The following is a 23,144-nucleotide window of genomic DNA, read 5'->3' on the forward strand; positions in this document are numbered from 1 at the left end:
ACAAAGCCTTGCCGCAAGCGAACTCAATACACTTGGTGATAATGAGCTATCTTGCGGCAATTTTTTGCCCCATGGATGCCCCATTGAGCATTGTGACTATGCTTATTGATTTGCTCGGATTATCACTACCTGAGTTTGTATAGCCATTTTCTTAGTGTTACTTTAGTGATAACCTACGCCGCAAATTATTCAATAAACTTATTTTCTCAGAGTACCCTCATGAACAAGATCACTTCTCTTGATGGTTTGCGCGGTCTGGCTGCGTTACTTGTATTGATTGATCATGCTTTTCTCGCAGCGCTAGACCTTAGCGGCAACGATCAAGGAATAGTCTTCTATATTTTATCTTTTATCGGGTCATTCGCCATTGGCGTATTTTTTATTCTCAGCGGTTTTGTTATTTTTGCATCGATTGGTAAAGATACCACAGCAAGCTTTCTTGCTAAGCGCGCATTTAGACTTTACCCTGTAATAGTAGTGTCAACAATAATAACTTATATAATACAGATAAAATATGGTAAATTTGTTTTTGATGCTGAATCTTTAAAAAACCTAATACTTAACATGTCACTTTTTGGTGGGGCGTTAATATATAACGAGTCACTTGTTTTGCAGATAGTTTGGACTTTATCAATAGAAGTCCAGTTCTATATTATAGCAGCAATGATATTGTCCGTAACCAGAGGAAATGTTGATAAATACATATATTACATAATTGCATTCCTGATGGTTGCGTTTATAGCAATATCAATTCACGTGCTAAAAATGCAGGATAGTCCATTCAAGGTTTATATTGGCGTTGGGTCTTCAATATTGCCATTCATGTTTGTAGGAACATCAATATGCATGCTGAAGAAAAAAGCCATTAACAAAATGCAGTTTACAGGGCTCATTTTACTTATAATACTTGCTATAAGCTACGCGCCATACCCTATCTACTTCTCTCTAGATAAGGGTCTACCCTCTTTCATTCTGGCAGTTATTGTTTTTTGCTTATGTCTGGACTATAAGCAAATGTCGAACATAATGAGCAAAAAACCAATGCTATTCCTTGGGAGAATTTCATATCCGTTATATGCAATTCACATGTCGGTATTAATATTTGCATACTATTCAAGGGATGTCATCGGTGGTTCTGGAGTATTCATCGAGATAGTGATTTTGAGTCTCATTATGGCCTATATTATTCACGTAACGGTAGAATCTCCAATCCATGCGTGGAGCAAAAGAAAGGTGAAGAATAAATACCTATTAAAGTCCTAAGGATGATTTCTGCGGGGTGGCATTCAACACAATGTCACCCCGCAGGAGACTGTAATTAAAATTGTGTAATTGCCTGTTTTTGATATGTTCACTCCAACAACGGAGACAGGCAAATTATGGACGAGAAGAAACTTAAAGCTCTCGCTGCAGAACTGGCTAAAGGCCTCAAAACCGAGGCCGATCTCAATGCGTTTTCCCGTATGCTGACGAAGCTTACCGTCGAAACAGCGCTCAATGCAGAGCTGACTGAACACCTCGGACACGAGAAAAATGCCCCAAAAACCGGTTCAAATACCCGCAACGGCTATTCATCCAAAACGCTGCTGTGCGACGATGGCGAGATTGAACTGAGCACGCCTCGTGACCGTGAAAATACCTTCGAGCCACAGCTTATCAAGAAAAATCAGACGCGTATCACGCAGATGGACAGCCAGATTTTGTCCCTGTACGCCAAAGGCATGACAACCCGTGAAATCGTCGCCACATTCAAGGAAATGTACGATGCGGACGTGTCACCCACGCTGATATCTAAAGTCACCGATGCGGTTAAAGAACAGGTTGCTGAATGGCAAAGTCGGCCTCTGGATGCGCTGTATCCCATTGTTTATCTTGACTGTATCGTGGTGAAAGTTCGTCAAAGTGGTAGCGTGATAAACAAAGCGGTGTTCCTCGCTCTCGGCATTAATACTGAAGGTCAGAAAGAACTTCTGGGCATGTGGCTGGCTGAAAACGAAGGGGCGAAGTTCTGGCTCAGTGTGCTGACGGAGCTTAAAAACCGGGGCCTTCAGGATATTCTGATTGCCTGTGTGGACGGCCTGAAAGGCTTCCCGGATGCGATAAACAGCGTGTATCCACAGACGCATATCCAGCTTTGCATCATTCACATGGTGCGCAACAGCCTGAAATACGTGTCGTGGAAGGACTACAAAGCCGTCACCAGCGGACTGAAAACGGTGTATCAGGCTCCGACAGAAGCGGCGGCACTGATGGCGCTGGATAACTTCGCGGCAACCTGGGACGATAAATACCCGCAAATCAGCAAAAGCTGGCGTGCGCACTGGGGAAATCTCAATACGTTCTTTGGCTACCCGCCCGACATCCGCAAAGCCATCTACACCACTAATGCTATCGAATCGCTGAACAGCGTGATCCGTGCAGCTATCAAAAAGCGCAAAGTGTTCCCGACAGACGACTCAGTGAGAAAGGTTATTTATCTGGCGATCAAGGATGCTTCAAAAAAATGGAGTATGCCGATCCAGAACTGGCGGCTGGCGATGAGTCGTTTTATTATCGAGTTCGGTGACCGCCTGAGCGATCACCTTTAATATGGTGGCAGTTACACAGAATTATTTACAGGGTCCCCCGCAGTTGCATCTACATCATTTATCTTTAGGTGTTGGTATAGGCTCTGGTTGTTTAAACTCACCGTCAGAGTATGTCTAGTGAATCTCGGGCTTCGGTTCAATTTCGGTTATATCCACCATCTGGGCCACAAAATCTGGCGTAAAGCGATCATTGATATCAATTTCATTTCCATCAGGTCCAACCGCAGGGGGAATTATTTCAACAACTTCACCATCCTGAATAAAGGCATAGATTCTCATATTAGTACTCCAGAATGACAGCGCCATCTTTCCCATTTTCTCCACTTTGGGAGGTCAATGCATAACTTGCAGCCCCGCCGCCGCCTATAGAAAGAGAGTTTCTTCCTGATCCCCCGCTTCGAGTTGAACCACCAAGAACAGATCCACCGCCATCCCCGGCACCTACCTTGCCTGCCGTCAGTTCAGAAATTGCAACCATCTGCTCAGGCTTTAATTCGCTGGCATCTTTAAACGACCAGACCGACTGGATGATTGAGTTGCCGTCATCATCTTTACCAACAACGTGAGTGCCAAATGTAGCCAGGTCAGCAATCGACGTTCGTCCCATCACTGACAGGCGCTCCATCGCTTCCTCAAAGGTCATAATGGCTTCGTTAATCGCTTCATACTGAACTGACTGAAGAAAGGCTTGTACCTTACCATTTCTTACCATAGTGGCGGCCTTGGAGTGGATACCCTCCCATCCCAAATGCGACAGTCGTCTTCAAAAATGGCGTCAAGCAGCGCCTTTTCGAGATTGTCTTTATCAGGTTTGGTTTGGTGCGGTTTTCCATCCATTTCAGAGCGTTTCTTTTTGCTCCAACTTGGCGGCATCGGGATTACGAAAGTTACGTGGTAATGTGATTCGGGGAGGGATATTCGATTTAGCCTTACTTCGTCGCAGAATGCTCGGTATCGTAGAACTGGTGGTCTTTTCTTCCATTTATCACTCTGCGTCATCCTTGGCTTGGGTATGGGAGTTATGTGATATTCGGTCATATCTTCACCTTATTCTCCGACAGTAAGATTGCTTGTGTCCTGACCATTCCCTCCAGGTGAGCCAAGTGCGCACTCTCGATATCCATAATGTGCGTACGCCGGTCTATCTCGTCATGGCAAGCAGAGCAACACCATGCGCCGAATAGGTCAGGCGGCTTGATTCCAGTGCCACATATTCCCGATAGCCGGTAGTGGGCCAACACCACGGTTTCGTTATTGCCATTACAAATGCCCGGTAGCCTAACTTGGCACTCGCGGCCTTTAGCCTCTTTGCGTAAGTTCGCCATCTCTTTTCTCCTTCGCTGCTTTATCAATGCATTTCTGATGAGCGTAGGTTTCACCCTTGTTAAGCATCAGGAAGCAGAAGATACATATTGATTGGGGGAGTTCAGGCATGGCTAACCTCCGGTTTTGGAAAGCCATCGTAGACTTCAGACAAGTGACCTCTGATTTGCATTCTTCGCAGCGCGCTATACATAAAATCGCATTCAGCCTGCTTATTAGCCTTGAATGGCTTCGATGCTGTAGAGCACCACAGAGCGTTGCCGGGCCAGCCATGTACCTTGTAAACTCGTCCGTTCTTTACGTGCAATAACCCCCACCCTTGCGGCAGATCAGCGGCGTTAATGATTCCCGGCTCACAGATAAAGAACCGCCAGTCGCCCATACCTAGCTCTGGGTCAATACGAAAACGCTTTTTCTTGTCTGCCAAAAAATCAGATCGGGAGCACTTAGCTTCAATCAGGCATGACGCCAGATTTCTAAACCCTATTGCATCGGGCTGCTCTCCAGTTGATACGGCGGCAACAAAGCGATCATGAAATGCCACTTTAAATCCGTTGTTCCTGAGAAACTTTTCAACTATTAGACATAGTTCATCGTGAGTTAATGACTGCTCACCCATCGCTGCTCTCCCTGTCTTTCATCATCAGGAATACAATCATGGCGGCGCGGAGAGGATTCTTATCCGTATGCAAATGCTCAATATCGTCATTTAGAATTACTGGTGAAATAGCATCCCATTCATACCCCGTCACTTTTGGCGTCAGAGTTATTCGCTCTCTAAAAATAATCGGCCATGCGTCAGCGGGGGTGTTGCAATAGTCAGGCAATGGGTAAGTTTGAATTCCGCTTGAGCCATATAACCAGGCTCCTGTTGTGTTGCTTGGGTGTGATGGTTCAAGATGCCAAGTGCCGTTCATGGCGATATCTGCCACCGCCTTGTTAATTTCAAAATCGCTCATTGCTGAATAGTCTTTCATCGCGTTCTCCTTACTCTGTCGAATTTTTCTTGTAACAGCCCGTGGACATAATCAAATGTCTTTATCTGGCTGGCGGGGATTGGGGGTTTAGGCTTGGTTAAATCAGGCGAGATAACTTTTCACTTCTGGCGCGGTGCGTTTTCGCTTCATTCCTCAGCAAGAAATATATAAGCGTACCCCACGCCCAAAATGTGAATGGGTATGTTGATGCCACGATCAGTTTTAAGCACAAATACATGAACCATTCGCCAATCTCTCTGATTGTCATGTCAAAAAAATCGGTAATATCAAGTGCGTGTAAAAATAGTCCTTTGAATACTACGAATGTGACACTGGCAGATATAGCCCAGCAATCGAGAACAGACGGTTTGTAGCCTTGCCTGACTGCGGAGTATGGCTTATTTATAAAAGCCCTGATTCCAATATCCCAGTTATTCATGTTGCCACCTCAGAAGTAGCTATAAAGTTGGTTGATAATATTCTGGTCAGTCGTGCGACCGAACAGATGCTTTATTGCAGCGTTTACCATTGCGTTGTAGCAGCGCTCGAACTCGTCAGGCTCCATGTTCGCGTAAGCCAAGCTCTTTGCCTCCGTCCGGATATCACCGTTTAGCCTTACCGTTTGCTCATAAAATCCCGCCAGAATGGTTAAATCCTTTCTGAATCGGTCAAATTGAGTGGCTTCGTCTGCGTTGGCCAGTACTGTTTTATCAGCAGACCAGTGAGCAAAGCAGAAGTTGAAAAAGGCGAACATTTTTCGGTGAAAGGCGGGGTTGCGAGTTAGCTTAATGTCGGCAGTGTAAGTCTCGCCGTTCTTGAACTTGGTTAACCTGGGTAGTTCGGATGATGCAATGGAAGCAGTTATCAGGTGGGCCACGTGATTTCATCGGAGCGCCGCACTGGGCCAAGCGGCTATATGTGCAACGTGGAACTGGGCAGAAACTCTGGTGGAATGGCATGCAGAAATATCAAGACAAAGAGCAATTGCTCGATGCTTACACATCTGATTTCGATGAGTGTGTCGATATTTTGGCAGAGCGGCGACTGGTTCCTGTTGATACTGAAAACTGAAGGGGTGATATGTGACTCCTGAAGAGAAACAGAACGCGCTCCAATCGGCCGCAAGAAACTGTAACAACTAAATTAAAACCACCCTCGCCGCTCTGCCGGCCAACACCAACAAAGACTCCATCACCCGCCCTATCATCCTGCGCCATTACGAGAAGATAAAGCCACTTGGCTACAAGCTGGCTTGGCTTCTTTTCGCCATCGGCGTTCTGAATAGTCAGTTTAAGTGGAACAGGTGATGGGTTTGATAAAGAGATAAGAGGTCAAAATGGATAATGTTATTCAATTAGTACCAGCAGAGTGGGTTTCTGAGTCGGTATTAATGGCTGTTACCGGCCTAAAAAAGAACACGATTAAACACGCAAGAGACACTTCATGGATGGAGGGGAGAGAGTATCGGCATGTTTCTGGAAATAGTGAGCCGCATGAAACTGCCCCATGCTTCTATAAGCTAAAGCTAATTGAAGAGTGAATAGGGAAAATGCCGAAAGCGATACGCCGAGAAAGAAAATCTGCTTAAATAGCAATCCCTTTTCATTTAGGAAGGAGTTTATGATGAAGAAGCAATACCCAACAGGAACGGAGCCCCATGGAGGGATGCTCCGCATCTGGTTTATGTACAACGGGGAAAGGTGTAGAGAGTCACTTGGCGTTCCAGATACACCGAAAAACAGGAAGGTTGCCGGGGAACTTCGCCAATCAGTGATGTATGCGATCAGGACGGGAAACTTTAATTACGCCGATAGTTTCCCTAAGTCGTCAAGGGTGGTTAAGCCAGAGTCAGGGATGACAGTAGCTAGGTTGTTCAATGCCTGGTTGGAAATCAAGCGTTATGAAATATCTGATAACTCGCTGATCCGCTATAAAAGTTGTGTGGCTTCAATTGTTAGAGCAATTGGGCCAGACAGAAAGATAGCGGATATTAAAGCTCGCGATTTATCAGTAATGAGAAATGAGCTTATTGACGGCGATCACTTTTCTAAGCTTGATAAGAAAGGCAGAAGCGTAGTTACAGTAAATGGATATGTCTCAAGGGCAATGACTGTTTTCAGGTTTGCTAAAGAGAATGGCTATATGGACACGGATATAACTGCCTCGGTAAAGCTGCTCAAAACGGCCAGGCAACGGCCTGCCCCCCTGTCTATTGATGAGTTCGATAGGTTGATCTCTGCCTGCCATTGCCGACAGACTACGAATCTATGGACGTTGGCGGTATATACAGGGCTGAGACATGGGGAAATATGCTCTCTCGCATGGGAAGATATTGATTTAGTCGCCGGGACTTTATGTGTAAGACGCAACGTTACTACGGCAAAACAATTTACCCTGCCGAAAACCGAGTCAGGCACTAACCGGTTAGTACAGCTAAATGTAAATGCCATCCACGCATTGAAAGACCAGCTTGAGTTAACCAGGATGGGAAGGAAACATCAGATCACTGTGCTAACCAGGCAGCGTGGAAAAACAAAAGATGAGGAATGTACGTTTGTATTCAACCCAGCACTAACGACAATATCCGGCAGGGCCGGCATTTGCTACTCGGCGGCCTCACTCGGAGGAACATGGAACACAGCACTAAGGAAATCAGGCATTAGGCACAGGAACCCATACCAGTCACGACACACGTTTGCATGCTGGATGTTGTCTGCCGGCGCAAACCCTTACTTCATTGCAGCACAAATGGGGCACAGTAGTCCGCAGATGCTATATCAGGTTTACGGTGACTGGATGCCAAGCAATAACGTTGAACAGGTGGAGCTGATCAACGCTAAAATTAAACAAAATGTCCCACCCATGCCCCACAAAGCAGCATCCTTTCGGTAATATCCTTATTCTTCATTGATTTAAACCATCCTACTGGCATAGTGTTATATTGACGGCAACATACAGCGCCAGGAGTATTCACCTGCCATGAGCACTTTGTCCTTTATTCCCGACAGTAAATTACCCGCACAGGGCACCACAATTTTTACGCAAATGAGTGCATTGGCACAAAAACATCAAGCCATTAACCTGTCACAGGGCTTTCCGGATTTTGATGGCCCCGATTATCTAAAACAGCGATTAGCCCACCATGTGAGCCAAGGCGCAAACCAATATGCTCCCATGACTGGCGTTGCGCCGCTGCGCCATGCCATCGCCGAAAAAACGGCTAAAATCTATGGGTGGAAACCTGATGCTGACAGCGAAGTCACTGTCACCACCGGTGCCAGTGAAGCCTTATTTGCCGCGATTACCGCACTGGTTCGCCCAGGCGATGAAGTTATCTGCTTTGACCCCAGCTATGACAGCTATGCCCCAGTGGTGGAACTGGCCGGCGGCATACTCAAACGCATTGCGCTCAAACCCCCGGCATTCACGACTGACTGGGCTGAGTTTGCCCATCTGATTTCAGCGCGCACCCGGCTGGTGATTGTGAATACGCCACATAACCCCTCGGCGACCGTGTGGCGCACAGAAGATTTTGAACAATTATGGCAAGTCATTGCTGAGCGCAATATTTACGTCCTCAGTGATGAAGTATATGAACACATCTGCTTCAGCGCCGCCGGCCATGTCAGTGTATTAGCCCACCCCCAATTACGGCAGCGGGCCATTGCGGTTTCCTCTTTCGGCAAAACTTTTCATATGACTGGCTGGAAAGCGGGCTATTGCATCGCCCCTGCCGCCATCAGTGCTGAAGTGCGCAAAATTCACCAATATCTGACATTTTCAGTATGCACTCCGGTACAGTTTGCACTGGCGGATATGCTGAATGCCGAGCCAGAACACTGGCAGCAATTACCGCAATTTTATCGTGCTCGCCGTGATCGTTTCGTCAATGCCTTATCGGCCAGCCGCTTTAAGATTCTACCTAGCGAGGGAACTTACTTCTTACTGGCCGACTACAGTGCCATTTCAGATCTCAATGATGTTGAGTTCTGCCAATGGCTAACCGAACATGTCGGCGTGGCTGCAATACCTTTGTCAGTATTCTGCGAAGGCCCTTTCCCCCATAAACTTATCCGGCTGTGCTTCGCCAAACAAGATGCCACTCTGGACGCCGCCGCGGAGCGATTGTGTCAACTTTAAAACTGACGCTGCTGCAACAGCCACTGGTGTGGCTGGATGCACCGGCCAATCTACGCCACTTTGACATGCTGCTAGCGCCGATACAGCAGCGCGATGTCATTGTGCTGCCAGAAATGTTTACCACCGGTTTTGCGATGAATGCGGCGGAAAATGCCCTGCCAGCAGCCGACATTATCGACTGGCTACGCCATTGGTCGGCACGCACTGATGCCCTGATTGGCGGCAGCGTGGCACTCAAAACCCCCGACGGGGCGGTTAACCGTTTTCTGCTGGTGGAGCCGAGCGGGAAAGTTCATCACTATGACAAACGCCACTTATTCCGTATGGCGGGTGAGCATCATCACTATCAGGCGGGTAAAACACGTGAAATTGTGGCGTGGCGCGGCTGGCGAATTCTGCCGCAAGTTTGTTATGATTTGCGCTTTCCGGTGTGGTCACGCAACCTGCAAGACTATGATTTAGCACTGTATGTGGCTAACTGGCCTGCTGCTCGCGCCAAACATTGGCAAACATTACTGGCGGCGCGGGCCATCGAAAATCAAGCTTACGTCGCGGGTTGTAATCGCATCGGTGATGATGACAATGGCCATCATTATCAGGGTGACAGTGTGATTCTGGATGCCCAAGGTGAAATTCTGGCCCAAGCAGCCCCCGGGCAAGCGGCGCAATTGGATGCGCAATTATCTTTGGCAACCTTACAGACATATCGGGAAAAGTTCCCCGCGTTTCGTGATACCGACAAATTTTTGCTGGTGTAAGTTAGCCACAGCGCAAATTTACCTGTTGAGGAGCGGCAGAAGAGTAAAGTGCCCGCGCCAGAGATAGCGCGGCTCCAGCCTGGATGGGCACCGAAGCGGCATCTTGACTCTCTGTTGGCCCTCACTGCGGCTTATCCGCCCACGACAACACCGCCGCCAGATAAGCTTGAATGCCCATTGCCACATCACCGCAACTCACTAACTCATCAGGGTGATGGCTTACCCCCCCTTTGCAGCGCACAAATACCATGCCCACCGGCCAACACTCGCCCACCGCAATTGCGTCATGGCCCGCACCACTGGGCAGCGCCAGTGAGCGCCCCTGCACTTGGCGAACACTGTCATTAATACATTGCTGCAAGCTATCATCACATTTAGTGGCATTGATGCGGTAAAACTCTTGGGCGGAAAAAGTCAAACCGCGCCGCGCTGCTATCACCTGCGCTTGTGTCAATAAGTGCGTCAGTAATTTGTTGATGCCGCCGTCGTGCGGGCCACGAATATCCAGCGTCAATTTCACTTCGCCCGCAATCACATTCACCGCACCGGGTAAACATTCCAATGTCCCCACCGTCGCCACCAAATGTTGACCATAGCGCTCGGTCAACCACTCAACTGAATTAATCCAAGCCGCGGCCCCGGCTAATGCATCCTGGCGCTGGCCCATCGGCACTGTGCCGGCGTGGCCTGCGGCCCCGGTAAATTGGCAATTGAGGCGGCGGGCACCATTAATGGCGGTCACGACGCCCAATGCCAAATCGGCCTGTTCCAAACACGGGCCTTGTTCAATATGCAGTTCAAGATAAGCACAAAAATCACTCGCCGCCCGCTGCGCCTGTGCAATCGCGCTGGAGTCAAAACCCGCCTGCGCCATCGCCTGTGCGACACTGATTCCCTCGGCATCGGTTTTACTCAACCAATCTGCGGGCCAGCGCCCGGTAATCCCCTTGCTGCCGAGTAAAGTGATGCCAAACCGCGTTCCCTCTTCATCGGCAAAACCAATCACTTCAATGGCAAGCGGTAAGCGCCGCTGCTGGCGATGCAAATATCCCACCACCTCCAGCGCACTCAACACCCCCAACATGCCATCGTAACGGCCGGCATTGCGCACGGTATCAAGATGGGAACCCAGTAAGATGGCCGGCGCTCCGGATTGCAGCCCTTCATAGCGGCCACAAATATTCCCGACCGCATCCTGCCAAATATGCATTCCCGCCGCTTGCATCCATTCCCCCACTTGCTGATTTGCGCGCAAATGTTCAGGGGATAAATACACTCGGGTCAGCATATTGGGTGACTCACTGATTGCCGCCAGCACATCACAACGGGCCATGACCCGCAATGCTGCTTGCTCTGCCTCGGCATCTGGCAGGGTAGCGGCCATCAGTTGGCTCCATGCTGTTGAGCCAGATAAACATCCCACGCGGCTTGCGGCCCAGCGCCCTGGATGGTGGCAAATCCTAACCGATTCAACACGGCCTCCAGTGCCACCAATGTTTGCATGACACAATCTTTGCGCGCGTTATAGCCCATGGTTCCTATGCGCCAAATCTTGCCATTCAGCGGCCCGAACGATGTGCCAATCTCAATCGCAAAATCATTCAGCATCAATTGCCGCACTTGCTCACCGGGGATCCCAGCTGGAATAACCACGCCCAGCACATTGTTCATCCGGTGTTTCAGGTCACCAAAGACCGCAAGGCCCATGCCCTGAATCCCGGCCAGCAAGGCCGCGCCGTGTAGAGCATGGCGAGCAATCCCCTCGGCTAAACCCTCTTCCAATATCACTCGCGCGCACTCGCGGGCGGCAAACAACATACTGGTTGCTTCAGTATGGTGATTCAGGCGCTCCGGCCCCCAATAATCCATGATCATGCCCAAATCAAAGTAATTGGAATAGATAATCTCTTCGTCGCCGTCAGTGTGATCTTCGGTGCGGATCCCCTGCTCAATACATTTACGCCGCCGGATTTGCTCGGCAAATTGTGGGCTGAGGGTCACCGGAGCACTGCCGGATGGCCCACCAAGGCACTTTTGCAGCCCAGCCGAGACAGCATCCAGCCCCCAGGCATCCGTTTCCAGCACGTTGCCACCTAATGAGGCGGTGGCATCGGTATAAAACAGCACTTGGTGACGGCGGCAAATCTCGCCCAATGCGGCCAGCGGTTGCAACATGGTGGTGGACGTATCGCCCTGTACCGTCAACAACAGGCGCGGGCGCACTTTCTTGATGGCATCCTCAATCATATCTGGGGTGAATACTTCCCCCCACGGCACTTCAATAATATGCACCTCGGCGCGACAGCGGCGGGCAATTTCACATAATAAATGACCAAAACGACCAAAAACCGGCACCAGCACTTTATCGCCCGGGCGAATAGCAGACAGCAAAACGGCCTCAATACCCGCACGCGAAGTGCCATCGACCAGCATCGTCCACGGATTTTTAGTCCGGAAAACATCACGATACAGCGCCATAACTTGATTCATATAATCCGTCATCGCCGGGTCATATTGGCCAATCAACTGGCTAGACATTGCGCGCAATACGCGCGGATCGGCATTGATCGGCCCCGGCCCCATCAATAAGCGCGCTGGCGGGTTAATCTGACTAAACAACGGGTTAGGGTTTATTGCCGCCATAGAAAATCTCCATCCTTATATAAATCAGTAAAATGCTGTCTACAAACCGCGAACTGAGGATATAAATTGTTTTAATTCAGCTGTTTGTGGATCAGCAAGTACAGCACGGCTTTCGCCTTGCTCCCACACCCGGCCTTGATGCATAAACACCACGCGGTCACCGACTTCGCGCGCAAAAGTCATCTCATGAGTCACCAGAATCAAGGTCATGCCCTCTGCGGCTAACTGCTCCAGCACTTTTAGCACCTCCCCCACCAGCTCTGGGTCCAGTGCTGAGGTAATTTCATCACATAACAATACCTTAGGACGCATCGCCAGCGCGCGGGCAATCGCCACCCGCTGCTGCTGGCCCCCAGAAAGGTTGGCGGGGTAATAGTCCATTCGGTCTGCTAACCCAACTTTGCTCAACATTTCTGCGGCTAATGCACGGCACTCGACTGGATTTGTCTTCAATACCCGGCGCGGTGCCAGCATCACATTTTCAAGGGCCGTCATGTGAGGAAATAAATTAAAACTCTGAAATACCATGCCTATTGAGCGGCTAATTTCACGCGCTTGCGAATCACGATGAGTGACCGTCATCCCACCCAGTTTGATGCTGCCATCCTGATATCCTTCCAGCCCATTCATGCAGCGCAGCAATGTACTTTTACCTGAACCGCTGCGGCCAATGATTGAGATGACTTCGCCCATTTCGATATCCAGATCCACACCTTTCAGCACATGGTTCTGACCATAGTATTTTTGAACCTGATTAATGGTGATCAGCGGCATGGAATTTTCTCTCCAAATAATGGCTATAGCGCGACAGTGGGTAACACAGCAGGAAATAGCCCAGCGCCACTAACCCAAACACTTTAAATGGCTGATAAGTGACATTATTTAGCATAGTTCCCGCCTTGGTCAGCTCAACAAAACCGATAATTGATGCCAGCGCAGTACCTTTGATAACTTGCACTGAAAACCCCACAGTGGGCGCAATGGCAATCCGCAGCGCCTGGGGAGTGATAACTCGCAGTAATGTTTGGCTAAAACTCAGCCCTAAACAGCGGGAGGCTTCCCATTGACCTTTCGGCAAAGCATCAATACTGCCGCACCAGATATCCACCAAAAAAGCGCTGGTAAACAGTGTTAACGCCAGCGCAGCCGCGGCCCATGGGCTGACATCAATGCCAAATAGCGCCAAACCGAAGAAAGCCAAAAATAACTGCATCAGCAGCGGCGTGCCCTGAAACAGCTCGGTATAGCCGCGCACAAAACGAGCCAGCCAGCGCCAGCGGCTTAAGCGCATCAACATCAGCGGCAATGTCACTAAGGTGCCGCCTAAAAAAGCAGTTAATGACAGTAAGAGTGTCCAACGCGCCGCCAGTAACAGATTGCGGATGATATCCCAGTCAGTAAACATCATTAGGCACGGCTCCCAAAGAATCGACGCCCAGCCGCTAATAGCAACTGGCGCATCACAATCGACAGCAACAGATACAGCAGTGTGGTGACCAGATAGACCTCAAAACTGAGGAAGGTGCGCGACTGAATCAGGTTGGCGGCAAAGGTCAGTTCTTCAAACGATACCTGCGAAACCACCGCAGAACCGAGCATCACAATAATGCACTGACTGACCAGCGCCGGATAAATCCGCTGCAATGACGGCGGCAAAATCACCCGGAAAAAAGTCTGACTGCGGCTCAGCCCTAGCACGCGACCGGCCTCCCACTGGCCTTTGGCACTGGCTTGGATCCCGGCACGGATAATCTCGGTACTGTAAGCGCCTAAATTTATGGTCATCGCCAACACTGCCGCCTGCCCAGCACTTAATTTCAACCCCAGCGCCGGTAAACCAAAAACGATGAAAAATAGCTGCACCACAAAAGGGGTATTACGTACAATTTCGACATAACCGCCCCACATCCGCCGCAATATAACCCTATCAAGCCGATGATTATCACTACAGCGGATTGCCGCACCCACAACCCCCAATGCAATACCGCCGATTGTTGCCATCGCCGTTAGCTCCATGGTGATAAGCAGGCCCGAGAACAACTCGGGCAGATAGGGCCACAGAGCAGAAAAATTCAGCTGATAGGTCATCGCCCGCTCCTGTTATGCACCAAGGTCGGCAGGTAACGGAGCTTTCAGCCATTTTTCGGACAAACCATTAAGAGTTTTATCTTGCAAAGCTTCCGCGATCAGTGCGTCCACCTTAGCCTTCAGTGCTGGCTCGCCCTGACGCAGGCCAATGTAACAAGGTGAATCTTTCAACATAAATTTCGCGACCGGCGCCTGTGATGGGTTCTGGCGCGCCAAGGCACTGACCACCAGATTTCCGGTGGCCAAATAATCCACCTGACCTGACAAATACGCCGATAGCGTGGTGTTGTTATCCTCATAACGTTTTATTTGGGCATCTTTCGGCGCAATATCACTCAATACCATGTCTTCCACCGCGCCCCGCGTCACCCCGACAGTTTTACCCGCCAGTTGTTCCGGCTGTTTCAGCGCATCATCTTTGCCGCCAAAAACCCCAAGGAAAAACGGTGCATAAGCACGACTGAAAGCAATGGCTTTTTCCCGCTCAGGATTTTTACCCAAGCTGGAAATCACCAAATCCACTTTGTCGGTTTGCAGATAGGGCACCCGGTTAGCACTGGTCACCGGCACCAGTTGCAACTTTAGTTTCATCTTATCAGCCAAATAATGGGCCATATCGATGTCATACCCTTGTGGCTGAAGATCGGTTCCGACAGAACCAAATGGCGGAAAATCCTGTGGCACCGCGACGCGCAATACGCCACGTTGTTGAATTTGTTCTAATTGATCAGCTAATACTGCGGGAGTTTGAATCAATATCAGTGCCGCCCCCACTAACGCCAACATCCGCTTTTTCATGCTCATAGCTTATCTCCGACAATGCAGTAATGAAACAATGGATTCTTAAAACCAAAACACTGAAACCATCGTTGCAACAACTGTGCCAATAAGCCATTCGTCGGAAATCCCCATATTCAGAGGAATCAAGTGATATTCAGGCAGCCAATTGCTGAGATAAATTCACAGAAAAAGTGCAGGATGGACATTAAAATGCACCACTAATGTGCATATGTATTAACACGCTGGCATTCGCTATCAACACGTAGCGAGAATCGGTGAAGAATAAAACATTCGCACCAAGAATAGTTTGGGGTGAGCCTCCGGGCGCTTTTCTGCAATGGAAAGACCCGCTACCGGCGCTCTTTGTAACTGGCAACACCGCTGCTAGCGCGGTTCCAATTCGCCAAAAGAATCATATAAATCAGTTATTTGATGAATTCTCTGCCGCCCTTGCGCCAACATCCCATGTAACAGCGCATTGCTCAGTAAATTCGCCAGACTCATCGCGGAAGAGTAACTGTCAAAGGCAGACACACTATCGAGTGGCGTGGTCAAGCACCAGCGCGCCAATGGCAACAATGACTGGGCTTGAGGTTCACAAATCAATAAGGTCGGTGCGCCTTGCACCTGCATTTGCAACAAAATTTCACGAATCACTGGGGGACGACGACGAAATGCCACCACAATCACCACATCGCGCGGTGTGATATCCACCAACTCCTCGGCTAATGTCTGCCCCGCTTGCGGGATTAATTGCACCGATGGGCGCACCTGCAACAACTGCTGACGCAGGTGCAGCGCCACCGGATAACTGTTGCGCAATCCCAGTAACAAGATACGTGATGCGCGCACCATCGCAGTGATAATTTCACTAAATTGCTGGCTGTCTAATTGATTCACCCACTGGGTCAGGTTCGCCATCTCTTGCTTATAATGCCGCGCCAGCAGAGTATTTCCTTGCACCGCATCGCGGTTATCTGTTAGCGGCATTCCACTTTGGCGCAAGGTTCGCACCCCTTCTCGCACCTCGCGATAACTACTGTATCCCAGCCGTTTAAATAACCGGCTGACAGTCGCTTTAGATACCCCGCTCAACCGCGCCAACTCGGCACTGTTATAACTGATCAGATCATCAAAGTTCGCAAAAATAAAATCGGTAACACGCTGTTCTTGCGGGGTTAATTGTGCGTAATGTGCCCGCAAGCGCTCGTCAATCTGTCTCATACCTTTCTCCGGCCAATGAAACTATCGTTTCAGCATAGGCATTTTTTGCGGAACATAACACACAAGCCCCACCCCGAATATGAGAATTTCATTCTTCGCATAAATCTCGTCATTGTGGAACGCCTCTTGCTTAGCTACTGCAACCTCGGTTTTCTATTTCAATAAACGGGTGATAAGGACCGCAGAAATGATCAACAGCAACATGGCACCGCAGGGAATGGCGGTAACCCCACATCATTTAGCCAGCGAAAGTGCGCTGGCCATATTACGTGAGGGCGGCAATGCAATTGAAGCGATGGTCGCAGCCGCGGCAACTATCGCCGTGGTTTACCCGCATATGAATGGGTTGGGCGGCGATGGCTTCTGGCTGATTGTTCCCCCTGATGGCAACCCCATCACTATTGATGCCAGTGGGCCCGCAGGCCAGCTCGCCACTCTTGAGCGCTACCGCGATTATCAACACATTCCGCACCGTGGCCCACCAGCCGCATTGACCGTAGCTGGGACTGTCGGAGGGTGGGAGGAGGCGCTCAAGGTCGCGAGTGAACTGAGTCATAATGCCTTGCCCCTGCGCCGCTTACTGACAGATGCGATTCGCTATGCAACAAACGGGGCTCCGGTCACCCCCTCACAAGCTATAGCCACCCGGGCCAAAGCGCATGAATTGGCGAAATTTACTGATTTTGCCAATGTTTTTATGCCACAAGGCAACATCCCCCATGCTGGCGAACACTTTGTTCAACCGCAACTGGGGCAAACCCTCAACGCCTTGGCGGAACAGGGGCTAGGTAGCTTTTATCGCGGCCCTCTGGCAGAAAAAATCATGGCTGACATTACCGCCATAGAAATGCCGATCACCGCGCAAGACCTGGCTGAATATCACCCCAAGCGCCGAACGCCATTGCGGTTACAGCATCAGCATGGCGAAATATTCAACCTAGCCCCACCAACTCAAGGGCTAGTATCACTGGCGATCCTCGGGCTGGCTGACCGCCACTCGGTCGCCCAAATGAATGAAGGGCAAACCATCCATACTTTAGTGGAGGCGACCAAATTAGCCTTTGGTTTACGTGATCAAGTGATTACCGACCCACGGTGGATGGCGCATTGCCCACAATCACTGCTGGAAAAAGAGCCGCTCGACCAACTGGCCGCCAATCTCAACAGTGAGCAGGCCGCCGATTGGGGGGGTGGCCGTGGGCCTGGCGATACCGTGTGGATGGGAGTTATTGACCGCAATGGGCTGGCGGTTTCCTTTATTCAGAGCATTTACCATGAATTTGGCAGCGGAATATTACTGCCCGCAACCGGCATTGTTTGGCAAAACCGTGGCGCATCTTTCAGTCTTGCCCCCCATCATCTGTTAGCGTTAGCGCCGGGAAAACAGCCATTTCATACATTAAACCCTGCCGCCGCGCGCCTGAGGGATGGCCGAACACTGGTGTATGGCGCCATGGGCGGAGATGGCCAACCGCAAACCCAAGCTGCGGTGTTTATCCGCCATGTTGTGCAGGGATTGCCCTTACAGCAGGCTATCACCGCACCGCGCTGGTTGCTGGGCCGCACCTGGGGGCAAAGCTCCGACTCGCTGAAATTAGAAGCCCGTTTTGCGCTAGAAACCCTTAATGACCTGCGCCAGCGGGGGCATCAGATAGAATTGCTACCTGATTTCAGCGAGATAGTCGGCCATGCTGGGGCGATTGTTCGCCACCCGAACGGCATGCTGGAAGGGGCATTCGACCCACGCAGCAATGGCAGCGCCGCCGGTTATTGATGTCATCCATAATTTACTTATTCAGCACGGGAATTGTTATGAAAGAAACATCAGAAAAAAATGGCATGGATTGGGCGGGTTACATTCAGCACATGGAAATTTTATTAGCATTAGAGCTGGACGACACACGCCGCGCCGCATTACTGCTGCAATTTGAGCGTATCGCCGCCATGGCCGCCCCTTTGATGGCGGTGCCCCTAGATGAAAAACAAGAAATTGCTGGGGTATATCGGCTATGAAACAGATTGCAGCACTGACCATCACGCAGATTCAGCAAGCGCTGAATCAGGGGGAATTATCTGCACAAGAAATAGCATTACAAACGCTGGAGACCATCAACGCGGCCAATCCGGCCATCAATGCTTATACCCACATCACCGCAGACCGAATGCTCAGCGAGGCTTACCGTCTGGATACCTTGCGCGCCAAAGGCCAAGCCCTACCAGCACTGGCGGCCATCCCTTACGCGGTGAAAAATCTGTTTGATGTCGCGGGAGAAATAACCCTAGCCGGTGCCAGCTTATTTTGTGAACAGCCCCCCGCCAGACAAGATGCGCCCGTCATTTCGCGCCTCTCTCAGCAGGGAGCCATGCTGTCCGGCATGTTAAATATGGATGCCTACGCCTACGGTTTTACCACTGAAAATAGCCATTACGGCGCGACCCACAACCCGCAACAGTTGAGCCGAATTGCGGGCGGCTCTTCCGGCGGTTCGGCGGCGGCCGTCGCCGCAGGGCTGGTTAATTTCTCTCTTGGTAGTGACACCAACGGCTCTATTCGGGTTCCGGCCTCATTGTGCGGTATTTTCGGGCTGAAACCGACTTTCGGCCGATTATCACGCCGGGGCACTCATCCGTTTGTCGCCAGCTTGGATAGCATCGGTCCGATGGCGCGTTGCACCCAGGATTTAGCGGCGGTGTATGATGCAATGCAAGGTATGGATATTCAGGATAGTTTTCAGTCGGATAAACCGGTCACTCCCTGCTCAAACTTACTCACTCGCGGGCCACAAGGTTTGAGAAGTGCGGTTCTGGGCGGCTATTTCCAACAATGGTGTGATGATGATGCCAAAGCGGCGGTGCTGACCGTGGCCAAAAGTTTGGCGGCGGAGACAGAAGTCGAAATGGCGCAAAGTGATTTAGCCCGTTCAGCCGCATTTATTATTAGTGCCGCCGAGGGGGGCAACCAGTACCTCCCGGCGCTGAGGAAATCCCCCCAGCGCTTTGAGCCGCAGTCACGAGAACGGCTGTTAGCCGGGGCCATGCTGCCAGCAAGTTGGTATATTCAGGCGCAACGTTTTCGCCATCATTTCCGCCAACAAATTCTGCCGTTATTTGAACATTGGGATATCTTGATTGCGCCCGCAACCCCTTGCTGCGCCACACTGATTGGTCAGGAAATGATGCGGATTAATGACACCGACCTACCCATTCGAGCCAGTATGGGCATGTTGACTCAACCCATTTCATTCCTCGGTTTGCCGGTGGTCACCGTGCCACTGAAAACTGCGGGCGGCCTGCCGATAGGCATTCAATTGATTGCCGCACCGTGGCGAGAGGATCTCTGTTTGCGCGCCGCTTATGTATTGGAACAGCAAGGGGTCGTTAGCGCCCCCGTGAGCCCGGTCATTGGATGAGAACTTTTTGAGAATAATAAAATGAAAAGTGAATTTATCGATCGCCCCGCCATTCTGGCGCAAGTAAACGAGGCATTTTATCGCTATGAAAAAGCATTGATTAATAACGACATTCCAGTATTGGACGAGCTATTTTGGCACGATGACCGCACTATCCGTTTTGGCGCGGGGGAGAGTCTGTTTGGCATTGATGCTATTAGGGAATTTCGCCAGCAGCGCCCATCAAAAGGATTAGGACGTACTTTAGAAAATACGGTGATCACAACTTTTGGTGAGGATATGGCCGTTGCCAGCACCGAATTTTATCGTGAAGACAACTCGCGCATCGGTCGGCAGATGCAGACCTGGGTCAAATTGCCATGCGGATGGCGGATTGTGGCCGCACATGTGAGTGTGATTTCAGAATAGAGCGCAATTTAATTGTCATAACTAAATCTCTCTATCCAGCGGTTAACTCATTGAGTTTATCTAGATTTTGATTGAAATATCAGCCGCCCCCAGCGCGGGGCGCGCTTATTTTTATTCGTGATGCTATTTTCTCAAAAAAAGAAGATATATTATTAATAGATAATTAACTTATTTCGTTGCAGCATATTCACTTGCCGGGCTTATTTTTTAAAAGCAGAATTTGTGAATAATCGCTCGCAAGTGGTGAAAATAGCCTCTGATTCAGCAGGGTATCTTCTTGCCTTAATGGATAAATCCTAGATGATAGAAAAAAATATAACTTTAGATGAGCATGATAATGAATCTCATGAACGTTTTCATGCTGCTCGAAAAAGTACTTGGGTGAGTGTGATTGTAAATTGCTTTTTAAGTCTGGGGCAGATAATCACCGGGCTATTTTCAGGTTCACAAGGATTGATTGCGGATGGTATTCATTCACTTTCTGATCTGGTTGCCGATTTTGTGGTGCTGATAGCAAATAATAAAAGCAGAAAAGCCGTCGATGCCGATCACCATTATGGCCATTACCGCTATGAAAATGGGGCATCATTAATTCTGGGGATTTTATTATTATTAGTGGGCACCGGAATGTTGTGGTCGGCAATAAATAAAATCCACAATCCAGAATCTATTGCTCAAGTACATATTATAGCTCTCTGGGTTGCACTATCTGCGTTAATTTTCAAAGAGTTGCTTTTTCGTTATATGCTGGCTGTTGCCATTAGAGTCAAATCCAGCATGTTAGTTGCAAATGCCTGGCATGCCCGATCCGATGCAGCCTCTTCATTAGTTGTCGCACTGGGGATTATTGGTAATCTATTAGGGTTTAAATTTCTCGACCCGGTGGCTGCTCTTATTGTCGGATTGATAGTCATTAAGATGGGATACTCATTTACATCAGAAGCCTTGCACGACTTAATGGATAGAGCAGCTGACAGTGAAATTGAAGATAAAATAAAATCAACATTACTCTCTACTGAAGGTGTGATAGGAATTCATGATTTAAAAACAAGGAAAATGGGTGATTTCATTATTGTTGATGTTCATTTAGATGTTAATAGCCACTTATCTGTTAAAGAGGGTCATGATATCGCCGTTTTGGCCAGAAATAGAGTGTTAAAAAACTTTAATGTCTTAAATGTTATGACACATATAGATCCCTATGAGAGTGACGACAATATTTCATCGCCTTAATATCACGCCGCATGGCAATATGATGTTGTTTATTTTTTGAGTCAATATTGCCATGTCATATTAATACTAATTATTGTCAACGATATTGAAGTCACCACGGAGAAATATTAGGCCATGCTTCCACTCCCCGGCGGGCTGGAGTGCTCGCCCCGCCTGAGTAAAGCTTCGCGTTCCGCCGCCAGTGCCTGACAAATCGGTGCGAAATTCATTTATCAATCTCGAAATAAGATTAATCAGATGAAAATTATACATTTGTTTATCATTCTTATTTATCTAATACTGTCACTCTTATCCATGCAGAATACTTCCTTATGACACAAAAAACCGAAAACGCCGGTTTAAGCCCAGCATTGATTGTATTGATGTCGGCCGCCACCGGACTGGCGGTTGCCAGTAACTATTATGCCCAGCCACTGCTGGAAACTATCGCCCAAGCCTTTAATCTTTCAGTCAATCAAGCCGGTTTTATCGTCACCGCCGCCCAGCTAGGTTATGCAGTTGGATTAATGTTTTTGGTTCCGTTAGGGGACATGTTTGAGCGGCGCGGGTTGATTGTTGGCATGACGCTGTTGGCCGCGGGCGGGATGTTAATTACCGCCATGTCACAAAATCTCACCATGATGATTGTCGGTACCGCCCTCACGGGTTTGTTTTCTGTCGTGGCGCAATTGCTGGTGCCCTTAGCTGCCACACTGGCGGCTCCAGAAAAACGTGGCAAAGTCGTCGGCATTATCATGAGCGGTCTATTGCTGGGTATTTTGCTGGCACGAACGGTGGCGGGTGCTTTGGCATCTATTGGGGGCTGGCGCACCATTTATTGGGTTGCCAGCGTATTGATGATAATGATGGCGCTCACTCTATGGCGCTATCTGCCCCGCTATAAGCTGCATACTGGCCTGAATTATGGTCAATTGCTCCGCTCAATATTTTCTCTGTTTATTCGGACTCCGGTGCTGCGCACTCGCGCCTTACTGGGGGCACTGTCATTTGCCAACTTCAGTGTCTTGTGGACGTCAATGGCTTTCCTGCTCGCGGCCCCACCTTTTAGCTACTCAGAGGCAACTATCGGGCTATTTGGTCTGGTCGGGGCTGCCGGGGCATTAATGGCCACCAAAGCAGGCCAATTGGCCGATAAAGGAAAAGCCCGCATCACCACCAGTGTCGGCTTGGTATTATTGTTATTGTCATGGATACCCATTGCGTTGGGGCAGCATTCCATTATTGCGCTGATTATCGGAATTATCGTGTTAGACCTTGCGGTGCAAGGGGTGCATGTGACCAATCAGAGTGTGATATACCGCATGATGCCGGAAGCCAGAAACCGCTTAACCGCGGGCTATATGACCACCTACTTTATTGGCGGTGCCTTAGGCTCCCTTATTTCTGCCGCTGCCTATCAACATGCCGGCTGGTATGGCGTGGCCACGGCCGGGCTGGTGCTGTGTATCTTGAACATGGCCACTTGGCTCGCGGGTAAACGATTTGATCCCCCGGCAAATCTCCCAGTAGAGTGACCTTTATTAATTAGCTAACTAATAATCAATTGATATATAAATTTGGGTTATAGGGTGT

Annotated in this window: 28 protein-coding genes; 13 read left to right on the forward strand and 15 right to left on the reverse strand. The window is 49.4% G+C overall.

All coding sequences use genetic code 11. The annotated features are described in order from the left end of the window. Positions 1-219 precede the first annotated feature (219 nt). Both D5F51_RS14245 and D5F51_RS14250 read left to right on the forward strand, forming a co-directional pair. Positions 220-1,263 carry an acyltransferase family protein gene (locus tag D5F51_RS14245; protein WP_129197456.1) on the forward strand — a complete coding sequence of 348 codons (1,044 nt, stop codon included), beginning with the start codon at positions 220-222 and terminating at the stop codon, positions 1,261-1,263. A gap of 116 nt (positions 1,264-1,379) precedes the next feature. Beyond that, a complete protein-coding gene (locus tag D5F51_RS14250) occupies positions 1,380-2,588 on the forward strand; it encodes an IS256 family transposase (protein ID WP_129195537.1) in 1,209 nt (402 codons plus the stop codon). Between the two features lie 114 nt (positions 2,589-2,702). Here the strand turns inward: D5F51_RS14250 and D5F51_RS22505 are convergent, their stop codons facing one another. The 8 genes from D5F51_RS22505 to D5F51_RS14285 all read right to left on the reverse strand — a co-directional run bounded on the left by D5F51_RS22505 (position 2,703) and on the right by D5F51_RS14285 (position 5,765). Then, positions 2,703-2,867 carry a hypothetical protein gene (locus D5F51_RS22505; RefSeq protein ID WP_162301745.1) on the reverse strand — a complete coding sequence of 55 codons (165 nt, stop codon included), beginning with the start codon at positions 2,865-2,867 and terminating at the stop codon, positions 2,703-2,705. A 1-nt stretch (position 2,868) separates the two neighbouring features. Then, the gene (locus D5F51_RS14255) at positions 2,869-3,300 is read right to left on the reverse strand and encodes a hypothetical protein (protein ID WP_129197458.1); all 432 of its coding nucleotides are present in this window, start codon (positions 3,298-3,300) and stop codon (positions 2,869-2,871) included. Beyond that, positions 3,294-3,626 (reverse strand): RusA family crossover junction endodeoxyribonuclease, encoded by a 333-nt coding sequence (locus D5F51_RS14260; protein WP_129197460.1) that lies wholly within the window; start codon positions 3,624-3,626, stop codon positions 3,294-3,296. The genes D5F51_RS14255 and D5F51_RS14260 overlap by 7 nt, the downstream gene beginning before the upstream one ends. Further along, positions 3,623-3,913, reverse strand: coding sequence for a DUF1364 domain-containing protein (locus D5F51_RS14265; RefSeq protein WP_049526784.1), 291 nt, complete (start codon positions 3,911-3,913; stop codon positions 3,623-3,625). The genes D5F51_RS14260 and D5F51_RS14265 overlap by 4 nt, the downstream gene beginning before the upstream one ends. A 101-nt stretch (positions 3,914-4,014) precedes the next feature. Continuing rightward, positions 4,015-4,530 carry a hypothetical protein gene (locus D5F51_RS14270; protein ID WP_129197462.1) on the reverse strand — a complete coding sequence of 172 codons (516 nt, stop codon included), beginning with the start codon at positions 4,528-4,530 and terminating at the stop codon, positions 4,015-4,017. Continuing rightward, on the reverse strand, positions 4,523-4,888 hold the full coding sequence (locus D5F51_RS14275) for a phage protein NinX family protein (protein ID WP_129197464.1): 366 nt from the start codon (positions 4,886-4,888) through the stop codon (positions 4,523-4,525). Before D5F51_RS14275 ends, D5F51_RS14270 begins: the two co-directional genes overlap by 8 nt. A 97-nt stretch (positions 4,889-4,985) precedes the next feature. Beyond that, entirely contained in the window at positions 4,986-5,327 is a 342-nt protein-coding gene (locus D5F51_RS14280; protein WP_129197466.1) for a hypothetical protein, read from the reverse strand. A 9-nt stretch (positions 5,328-5,336) separates the two neighbouring features. Then, complete coding sequence (locus D5F51_RS14285) at positions 5,337-5,765, reverse strand: DUF1367 family protein (protein ID WP_129197468.1); 429 nt, start codon at positions 5,763-5,765, stop codon at positions 5,337-5,339. On the opposite strand from D5F51_RS14285, the gene D5F51_RS22510 reads away from it, so the two are divergent. From D5F51_RS22510 to D5F51_RS14310, 5 genes are all read left to right on the forward strand, one after another. Then, positions 5,732-5,959 carry a hypothetical protein gene (locus tag D5F51_RS22510; RefSeq protein WP_162301653.1) on the forward strand — a complete coding sequence of 76 codons (228 nt, stop codon included), beginning with the start codon at positions 5,732-5,734 and terminating at the stop codon, positions 5,957-5,959. The genes D5F51_RS14285 and D5F51_RS22510 overlap by 34 nt on opposite strands. Before the next feature lie 265 nt (positions 5,960-6,224). Beyond that, positions 6,225-6,428, forward strand: a complete 204-nt coding sequence (xisR, locus tag D5F51_RS14295) for an excisionase family protein (RefSeq protein WP_129197470.1) — start codon at positions 6,225-6,227, stop codon at positions 6,426-6,428. 80 nt (positions 6,429-6,508) lie between these two features. Then, complete coding sequence (locus tag D5F51_RS14300) at positions 6,509-7,780, forward strand: site-specific integrase (protein WP_129197472.1); 1,272 nt, start codon at positions 6,509-6,511, stop codon at positions 7,778-7,780. Between the two features lie 87 nt (positions 7,781-7,867). Then, positions 7,868-9,028: a pyridoxal phosphate-dependent aminotransferase gene (locus tag D5F51_RS14305; RefSeq protein ID WP_129197474.1), complete on the forward strand. Its 1,161-nt coding sequence runs from the start codon at positions 7,868-7,870 to the stop codon at positions 9,026-9,028. Then, the gene (locus D5F51_RS14310; RefSeq protein ID WP_025377335.1) at positions 9,016-9,786 is read left to right on the forward strand and encodes an amidohydrolase; all 771 of its coding nucleotides are present in this window, start codon (positions 9,016-9,018) and stop codon (positions 9,784-9,786) included. The genes D5F51_RS14305 and D5F51_RS14310 overlap by 13 nt, the downstream gene beginning before the upstream one ends. A gap of 121 nt (positions 9,787-9,907) precedes the next feature. Here the strand turns inward: D5F51_RS14310 and hpxK are convergent, their stop codons facing one another. The 7 genes from hpxK to D5F51_RS14345 all read right to left on the reverse strand — a co-directional run bounded on the left by hpxK (position 9,908) and on the right by D5F51_RS14345 (position 16,521). Beyond that, on the reverse strand, positions 9,908-11,170 hold the full coding sequence (gene hpxK / locus D5F51_RS14315; protein ID WP_129197476.1) for an allantoate amidohydrolase: 1,263 nt from the start codon (positions 11,168-11,170) through the stop codon (positions 9,908-9,910). Next, positions 11,170-12,429 (reverse strand): pyridoxal-phosphate-dependent aminotransferase family protein, encoded by a 1,260-nt coding sequence (locus tag D5F51_RS14320; RefSeq protein WP_129197478.1) that lies wholly within the window; start codon positions 12,427-12,429, stop codon positions 11,170-11,172. Before D5F51_RS14320 ends, hpxK begins: the two co-directional genes overlap by 1 nt. 39 nt (positions 12,430-12,468) lie before the next feature. After that, positions 12,469-13,203 carry an amino acid ABC transporter ATP-binding protein gene (locus D5F51_RS14325; RefSeq protein WP_129197480.1) on the reverse strand — a complete coding sequence of 245 codons (735 nt, stop codon included), beginning with the start codon at positions 13,201-13,203 and terminating at the stop codon, positions 12,469-12,471. Beyond that, positions 13,184-13,837 (reverse strand): amino acid ABC transporter permease, encoded by a 654-nt coding sequence (locus D5F51_RS14330; protein ID WP_025377332.1) that lies wholly within the window; start codon positions 13,835-13,837, stop codon positions 13,184-13,186. Before D5F51_RS14330 ends, D5F51_RS14325 begins: the two co-directional genes overlap by 20 nt. Then, complete coding sequence (locus D5F51_RS14335) at positions 13,837-14,517, reverse strand: amino acid ABC transporter permease (protein WP_100273862.1); 681 nt, start codon at positions 14,515-14,517, stop codon at positions 13,837-13,839. Before D5F51_RS14335 ends, D5F51_RS14330 begins: the two co-directional genes overlap by 1 nt. Positions 14,518-14,529: 12 nt before the next feature. Next, a complete protein-coding gene (locus tag D5F51_RS14340) occupies positions 14,530-15,321 on the reverse strand; it encodes a transporter substrate-binding domain-containing protein (protein WP_025377331.1) in 792 nt (263 codons plus the stop codon). Between the two features lie 360 nt (positions 15,322-15,681). Continuing rightward, positions 15,682-16,521 (reverse strand): MurR/RpiR family transcriptional regulator, encoded by an 840-nt coding sequence (locus D5F51_RS14345; protein ID WP_129197482.1) that lies wholly within the window; start codon positions 16,519-16,521, stop codon positions 15,682-15,684. A 187-nt stretch (positions 16,522-16,708) separates the two neighbouring features. Here D5F51_RS14345 and D5F51_RS14350 point away from each other — a divergent pair, with 187 nt between their 5' ends. The 6 genes from D5F51_RS14350 (at position 16,709) to D5F51_RS14375 (ending at position 23,086) form a co-directional block, all read left to right on the forward strand. Further along, positions 16,709-18,295: a gamma-glutamyltransferase family protein gene (locus tag D5F51_RS14350; protein WP_129197484.1), complete on the forward strand. Its 1,587-nt coding sequence runs from the start codon at positions 16,709-16,711 to the stop codon at positions 18,293-18,295. Between the two features lie 38 nt (positions 18,296-18,333). Further along, positions 18,334-18,534, forward strand: coding sequence for an oxalurate catabolism protein HpxX (gene hpxX, locus D5F51_RS14355; protein ID WP_129197486.1), 201 nt, complete (start codon positions 18,334-18,336; stop codon positions 18,532-18,534). Then, positions 18,531-19,931, forward strand: coding sequence for an AtzE family amidohydrolase (locus D5F51_RS14360; protein WP_129197488.1), 1,401 nt, complete (start codon positions 18,531-18,533; stop codon positions 19,929-19,931). Before hpxX ends, D5F51_RS14360 begins: the two co-directional genes overlap by 4 nt. Before the next feature lie 21 nt (positions 19,932-19,952). Next, positions 19,953-20,339 carry an oxalurate catabolism protein HpxZ gene (gene hpxZ / locus D5F51_RS14365; protein ID WP_129197490.1) on the forward strand — a complete coding sequence of 129 codons (387 nt, stop codon included), beginning with the start codon at positions 19,953-19,955 and terminating at the stop codon, positions 20,337-20,339. Between the two features lie 300 nt (positions 20,340-20,639). Beyond that, the gene (locus D5F51_RS14370) at positions 20,640-21,572 is read left to right on the forward strand and encodes a cation diffusion facilitator family transporter (RefSeq protein ID WP_129197492.1); all 933 of its coding nucleotides are present in this window, start codon (positions 20,640-20,642) and stop codon (positions 21,570-21,572) included. A gap of 311 nt (positions 21,573-21,883) precedes the next feature. Next, positions 21,884-23,086 (forward strand): MFS transporter, encoded by a 1,203-nt coding sequence (locus tag D5F51_RS14375; RefSeq protein ID WP_162301746.1) that lies wholly within the window; start codon positions 21,884-21,886, stop codon positions 23,084-23,086. Positions 23,087-23,144: the final 58 nt, after the last annotated feature.

The sequence above is a fragment of the Yersinia hibernica genome (assembly GCF_004124235.1).
In the GTDB taxonomy this organism is placed as follows: Bacteria; Pseudomonadota; Gammaproteobacteria; order Enterobacterales; family Enterobacteriaceae; genus Yersinia; species Yersinia hibernica.

Excerpts from the sequence above, each read along its gene's own strand:
- D5F51_RS14245 (WP_129197456.1), top strand. The coding sequence starts at position 220 with ATGAACAAGATCACTTCTCTTGATGGTTTGCGCGGTCTGGCTGCGTTA.
- D5F51_RS14250 (WP_129195537.1), top strand. The coding sequence starts at position 1,380 with ATGGACGAGAAGAAACTTAAAGCTCTCGCTGCAGAACTGGCTAAAGGC.
- D5F51_RS22505 (WP_162301745.1), bottom strand. The coding sequence starts at position 2,867 with ATGAGAATCTATGCCTTTATTCAGGATGGTGAAGTTGTTGAAATAATT.
- D5F51_RS14255 (WP_129197458.1), bottom strand. The coding sequence starts at position 3,300 with ATGGTAAGAAATGGTAAGGTACAAGCCTTTCTTCAGTCAGTTCAGTAT.
- D5F51_RS14260 (WP_129197460.1), bottom strand. The coding sequence starts at position 3,626 with ATGACCGAATATCACATAACTCCCATACCCAAGCCAAGGATGACGCAG.
- D5F51_RS14265 (WP_049526784.1), bottom strand. The coding sequence starts at position 3,913 with ATGGCGAACTTACGCAAAGAGGCTAAAGGCCGCGAGTGCCAAGTTAGG.
- D5F51_RS14270 (WP_129197462.1), bottom strand. The coding sequence starts at position 4,530 with ATGGGTGAGCAGTCATTAACTCACGATGAACTATGTCTAATAGTTGAA.
- D5F51_RS14275 (WP_129197464.1), bottom strand. The coding sequence starts at position 4,888 with ATGAAAGACTATTCAGCAATGAGCGATTTTGAAATTAACAAGGCGGTG.
- D5F51_RS14280 (WP_129197466.1), bottom strand. The coding sequence starts at position 5,327 with ATGAATAACTGGGATATTGGAATCAGGGCTTTTATAAATAAGCCATAC.
- D5F51_RS22510 (WP_162301653.1), top strand. The coding sequence starts at position 5,732 with ATGATGCAATGGAAGCAGTTATCAGGTGGGCCACGTGATTTCATCGGA.
- xisR (WP_129197470.1), top strand. The coding sequence starts at position 6,225 with ATGGATAATGTTATTCAATTAGTACCAGCAGAGTGGGTTTCTGAGTCG.
- D5F51_RS14300 (WP_129197472.1), top strand. The coding sequence starts at position 6,509 with ATGATGAAGAAGCAATACCCAACAGGAACGGAGCCCCATGGAGGGATG.
- D5F51_RS14305 (WP_129197474.1), top strand. The coding sequence starts at position 7,868 with ATGAGCACTTTGTCCTTTATTCCCGACAGTAAATTACCCGCACAGGGC.
- hpxK (WP_129197476.1), bottom strand. The coding sequence starts at position 11,170 with ATGGCCGCTACCCTGCCAGATGCCGAGGCAGAGCAAGCAGCATTGCGG.
- D5F51_RS14320 (WP_129197478.1), bottom strand. The coding sequence starts at position 12,429 with ATGGCGGCAATAAACCCTAACCCGTTGTTTAGTCAGATTAACCCGCCA.
- D5F51_RS14325 (WP_129197480.1), bottom strand. The coding sequence starts at position 13,203 with ATGCCGCTGATCACCATTAATCAGGTTCAAAAATACTATGGTCAGAAC.
- D5F51_RS14330 (WP_025377332.1), bottom strand. The coding sequence starts at position 13,837 with ATGATGTTTACTGACTGGGATATCATCCGCAATCTGTTACTGGCGGCG.
- D5F51_RS14335 (WP_100273862.1), bottom strand. The coding sequence starts at position 14,517 with ATGACCTATCAGCTGAATTTTTCTGCTCTGTGGCCCTATCTGCCCGAG.
- D5F51_RS14340 (WP_025377331.1), bottom strand. The coding sequence starts at position 15,321 with ATGAGCATGAAAAAGCGGATGTTGGCGTTAGTGGGGGCGGCACTGATA.
- D5F51_RS14345 (WP_129197482.1), bottom strand. The coding sequence starts at position 16,521 with ATGAGACAGATTGACGAGCGCTTGCGGGCACATTACGCACAATTAACC.
- D5F51_RS14350 (WP_129197484.1), top strand. The coding sequence starts at position 16,709 with ATGATCAACAGCAACATGGCACCGCAGGGAATGGCGGTAACCCCACAT.
- hpxX (WP_129197486.1), top strand. The coding sequence starts at position 18,334 with ATGAAAGAAACATCAGAAAAAAATGGCATGGATTGGGCGGGTTACATT.
- D5F51_RS14360 (WP_129197488.1), top strand. The coding sequence starts at position 18,531 with ATGAAACAGATTGCAGCACTGACCATCACGCAGATTCAGCAAGCGCTG.
- hpxZ (WP_129197490.1), top strand. The coding sequence starts at position 19,953 with ATGAAAAGTGAATTTATCGATCGCCCCGCCATTCTGGCGCAAGTAAAC.
- D5F51_RS14370 (WP_129197492.1), top strand. The coding sequence starts at position 20,640 with ATGATAGAAAAAAATATAACTTTAGATGAGCATGATAATGAATCTCAT.
- D5F51_RS14375 (WP_162301746.1), top strand. The coding sequence starts at position 21,884 with ATGACACAAAAAACCGAAAACGCCGGTTTAAGCCCAGCATTGATTGTA.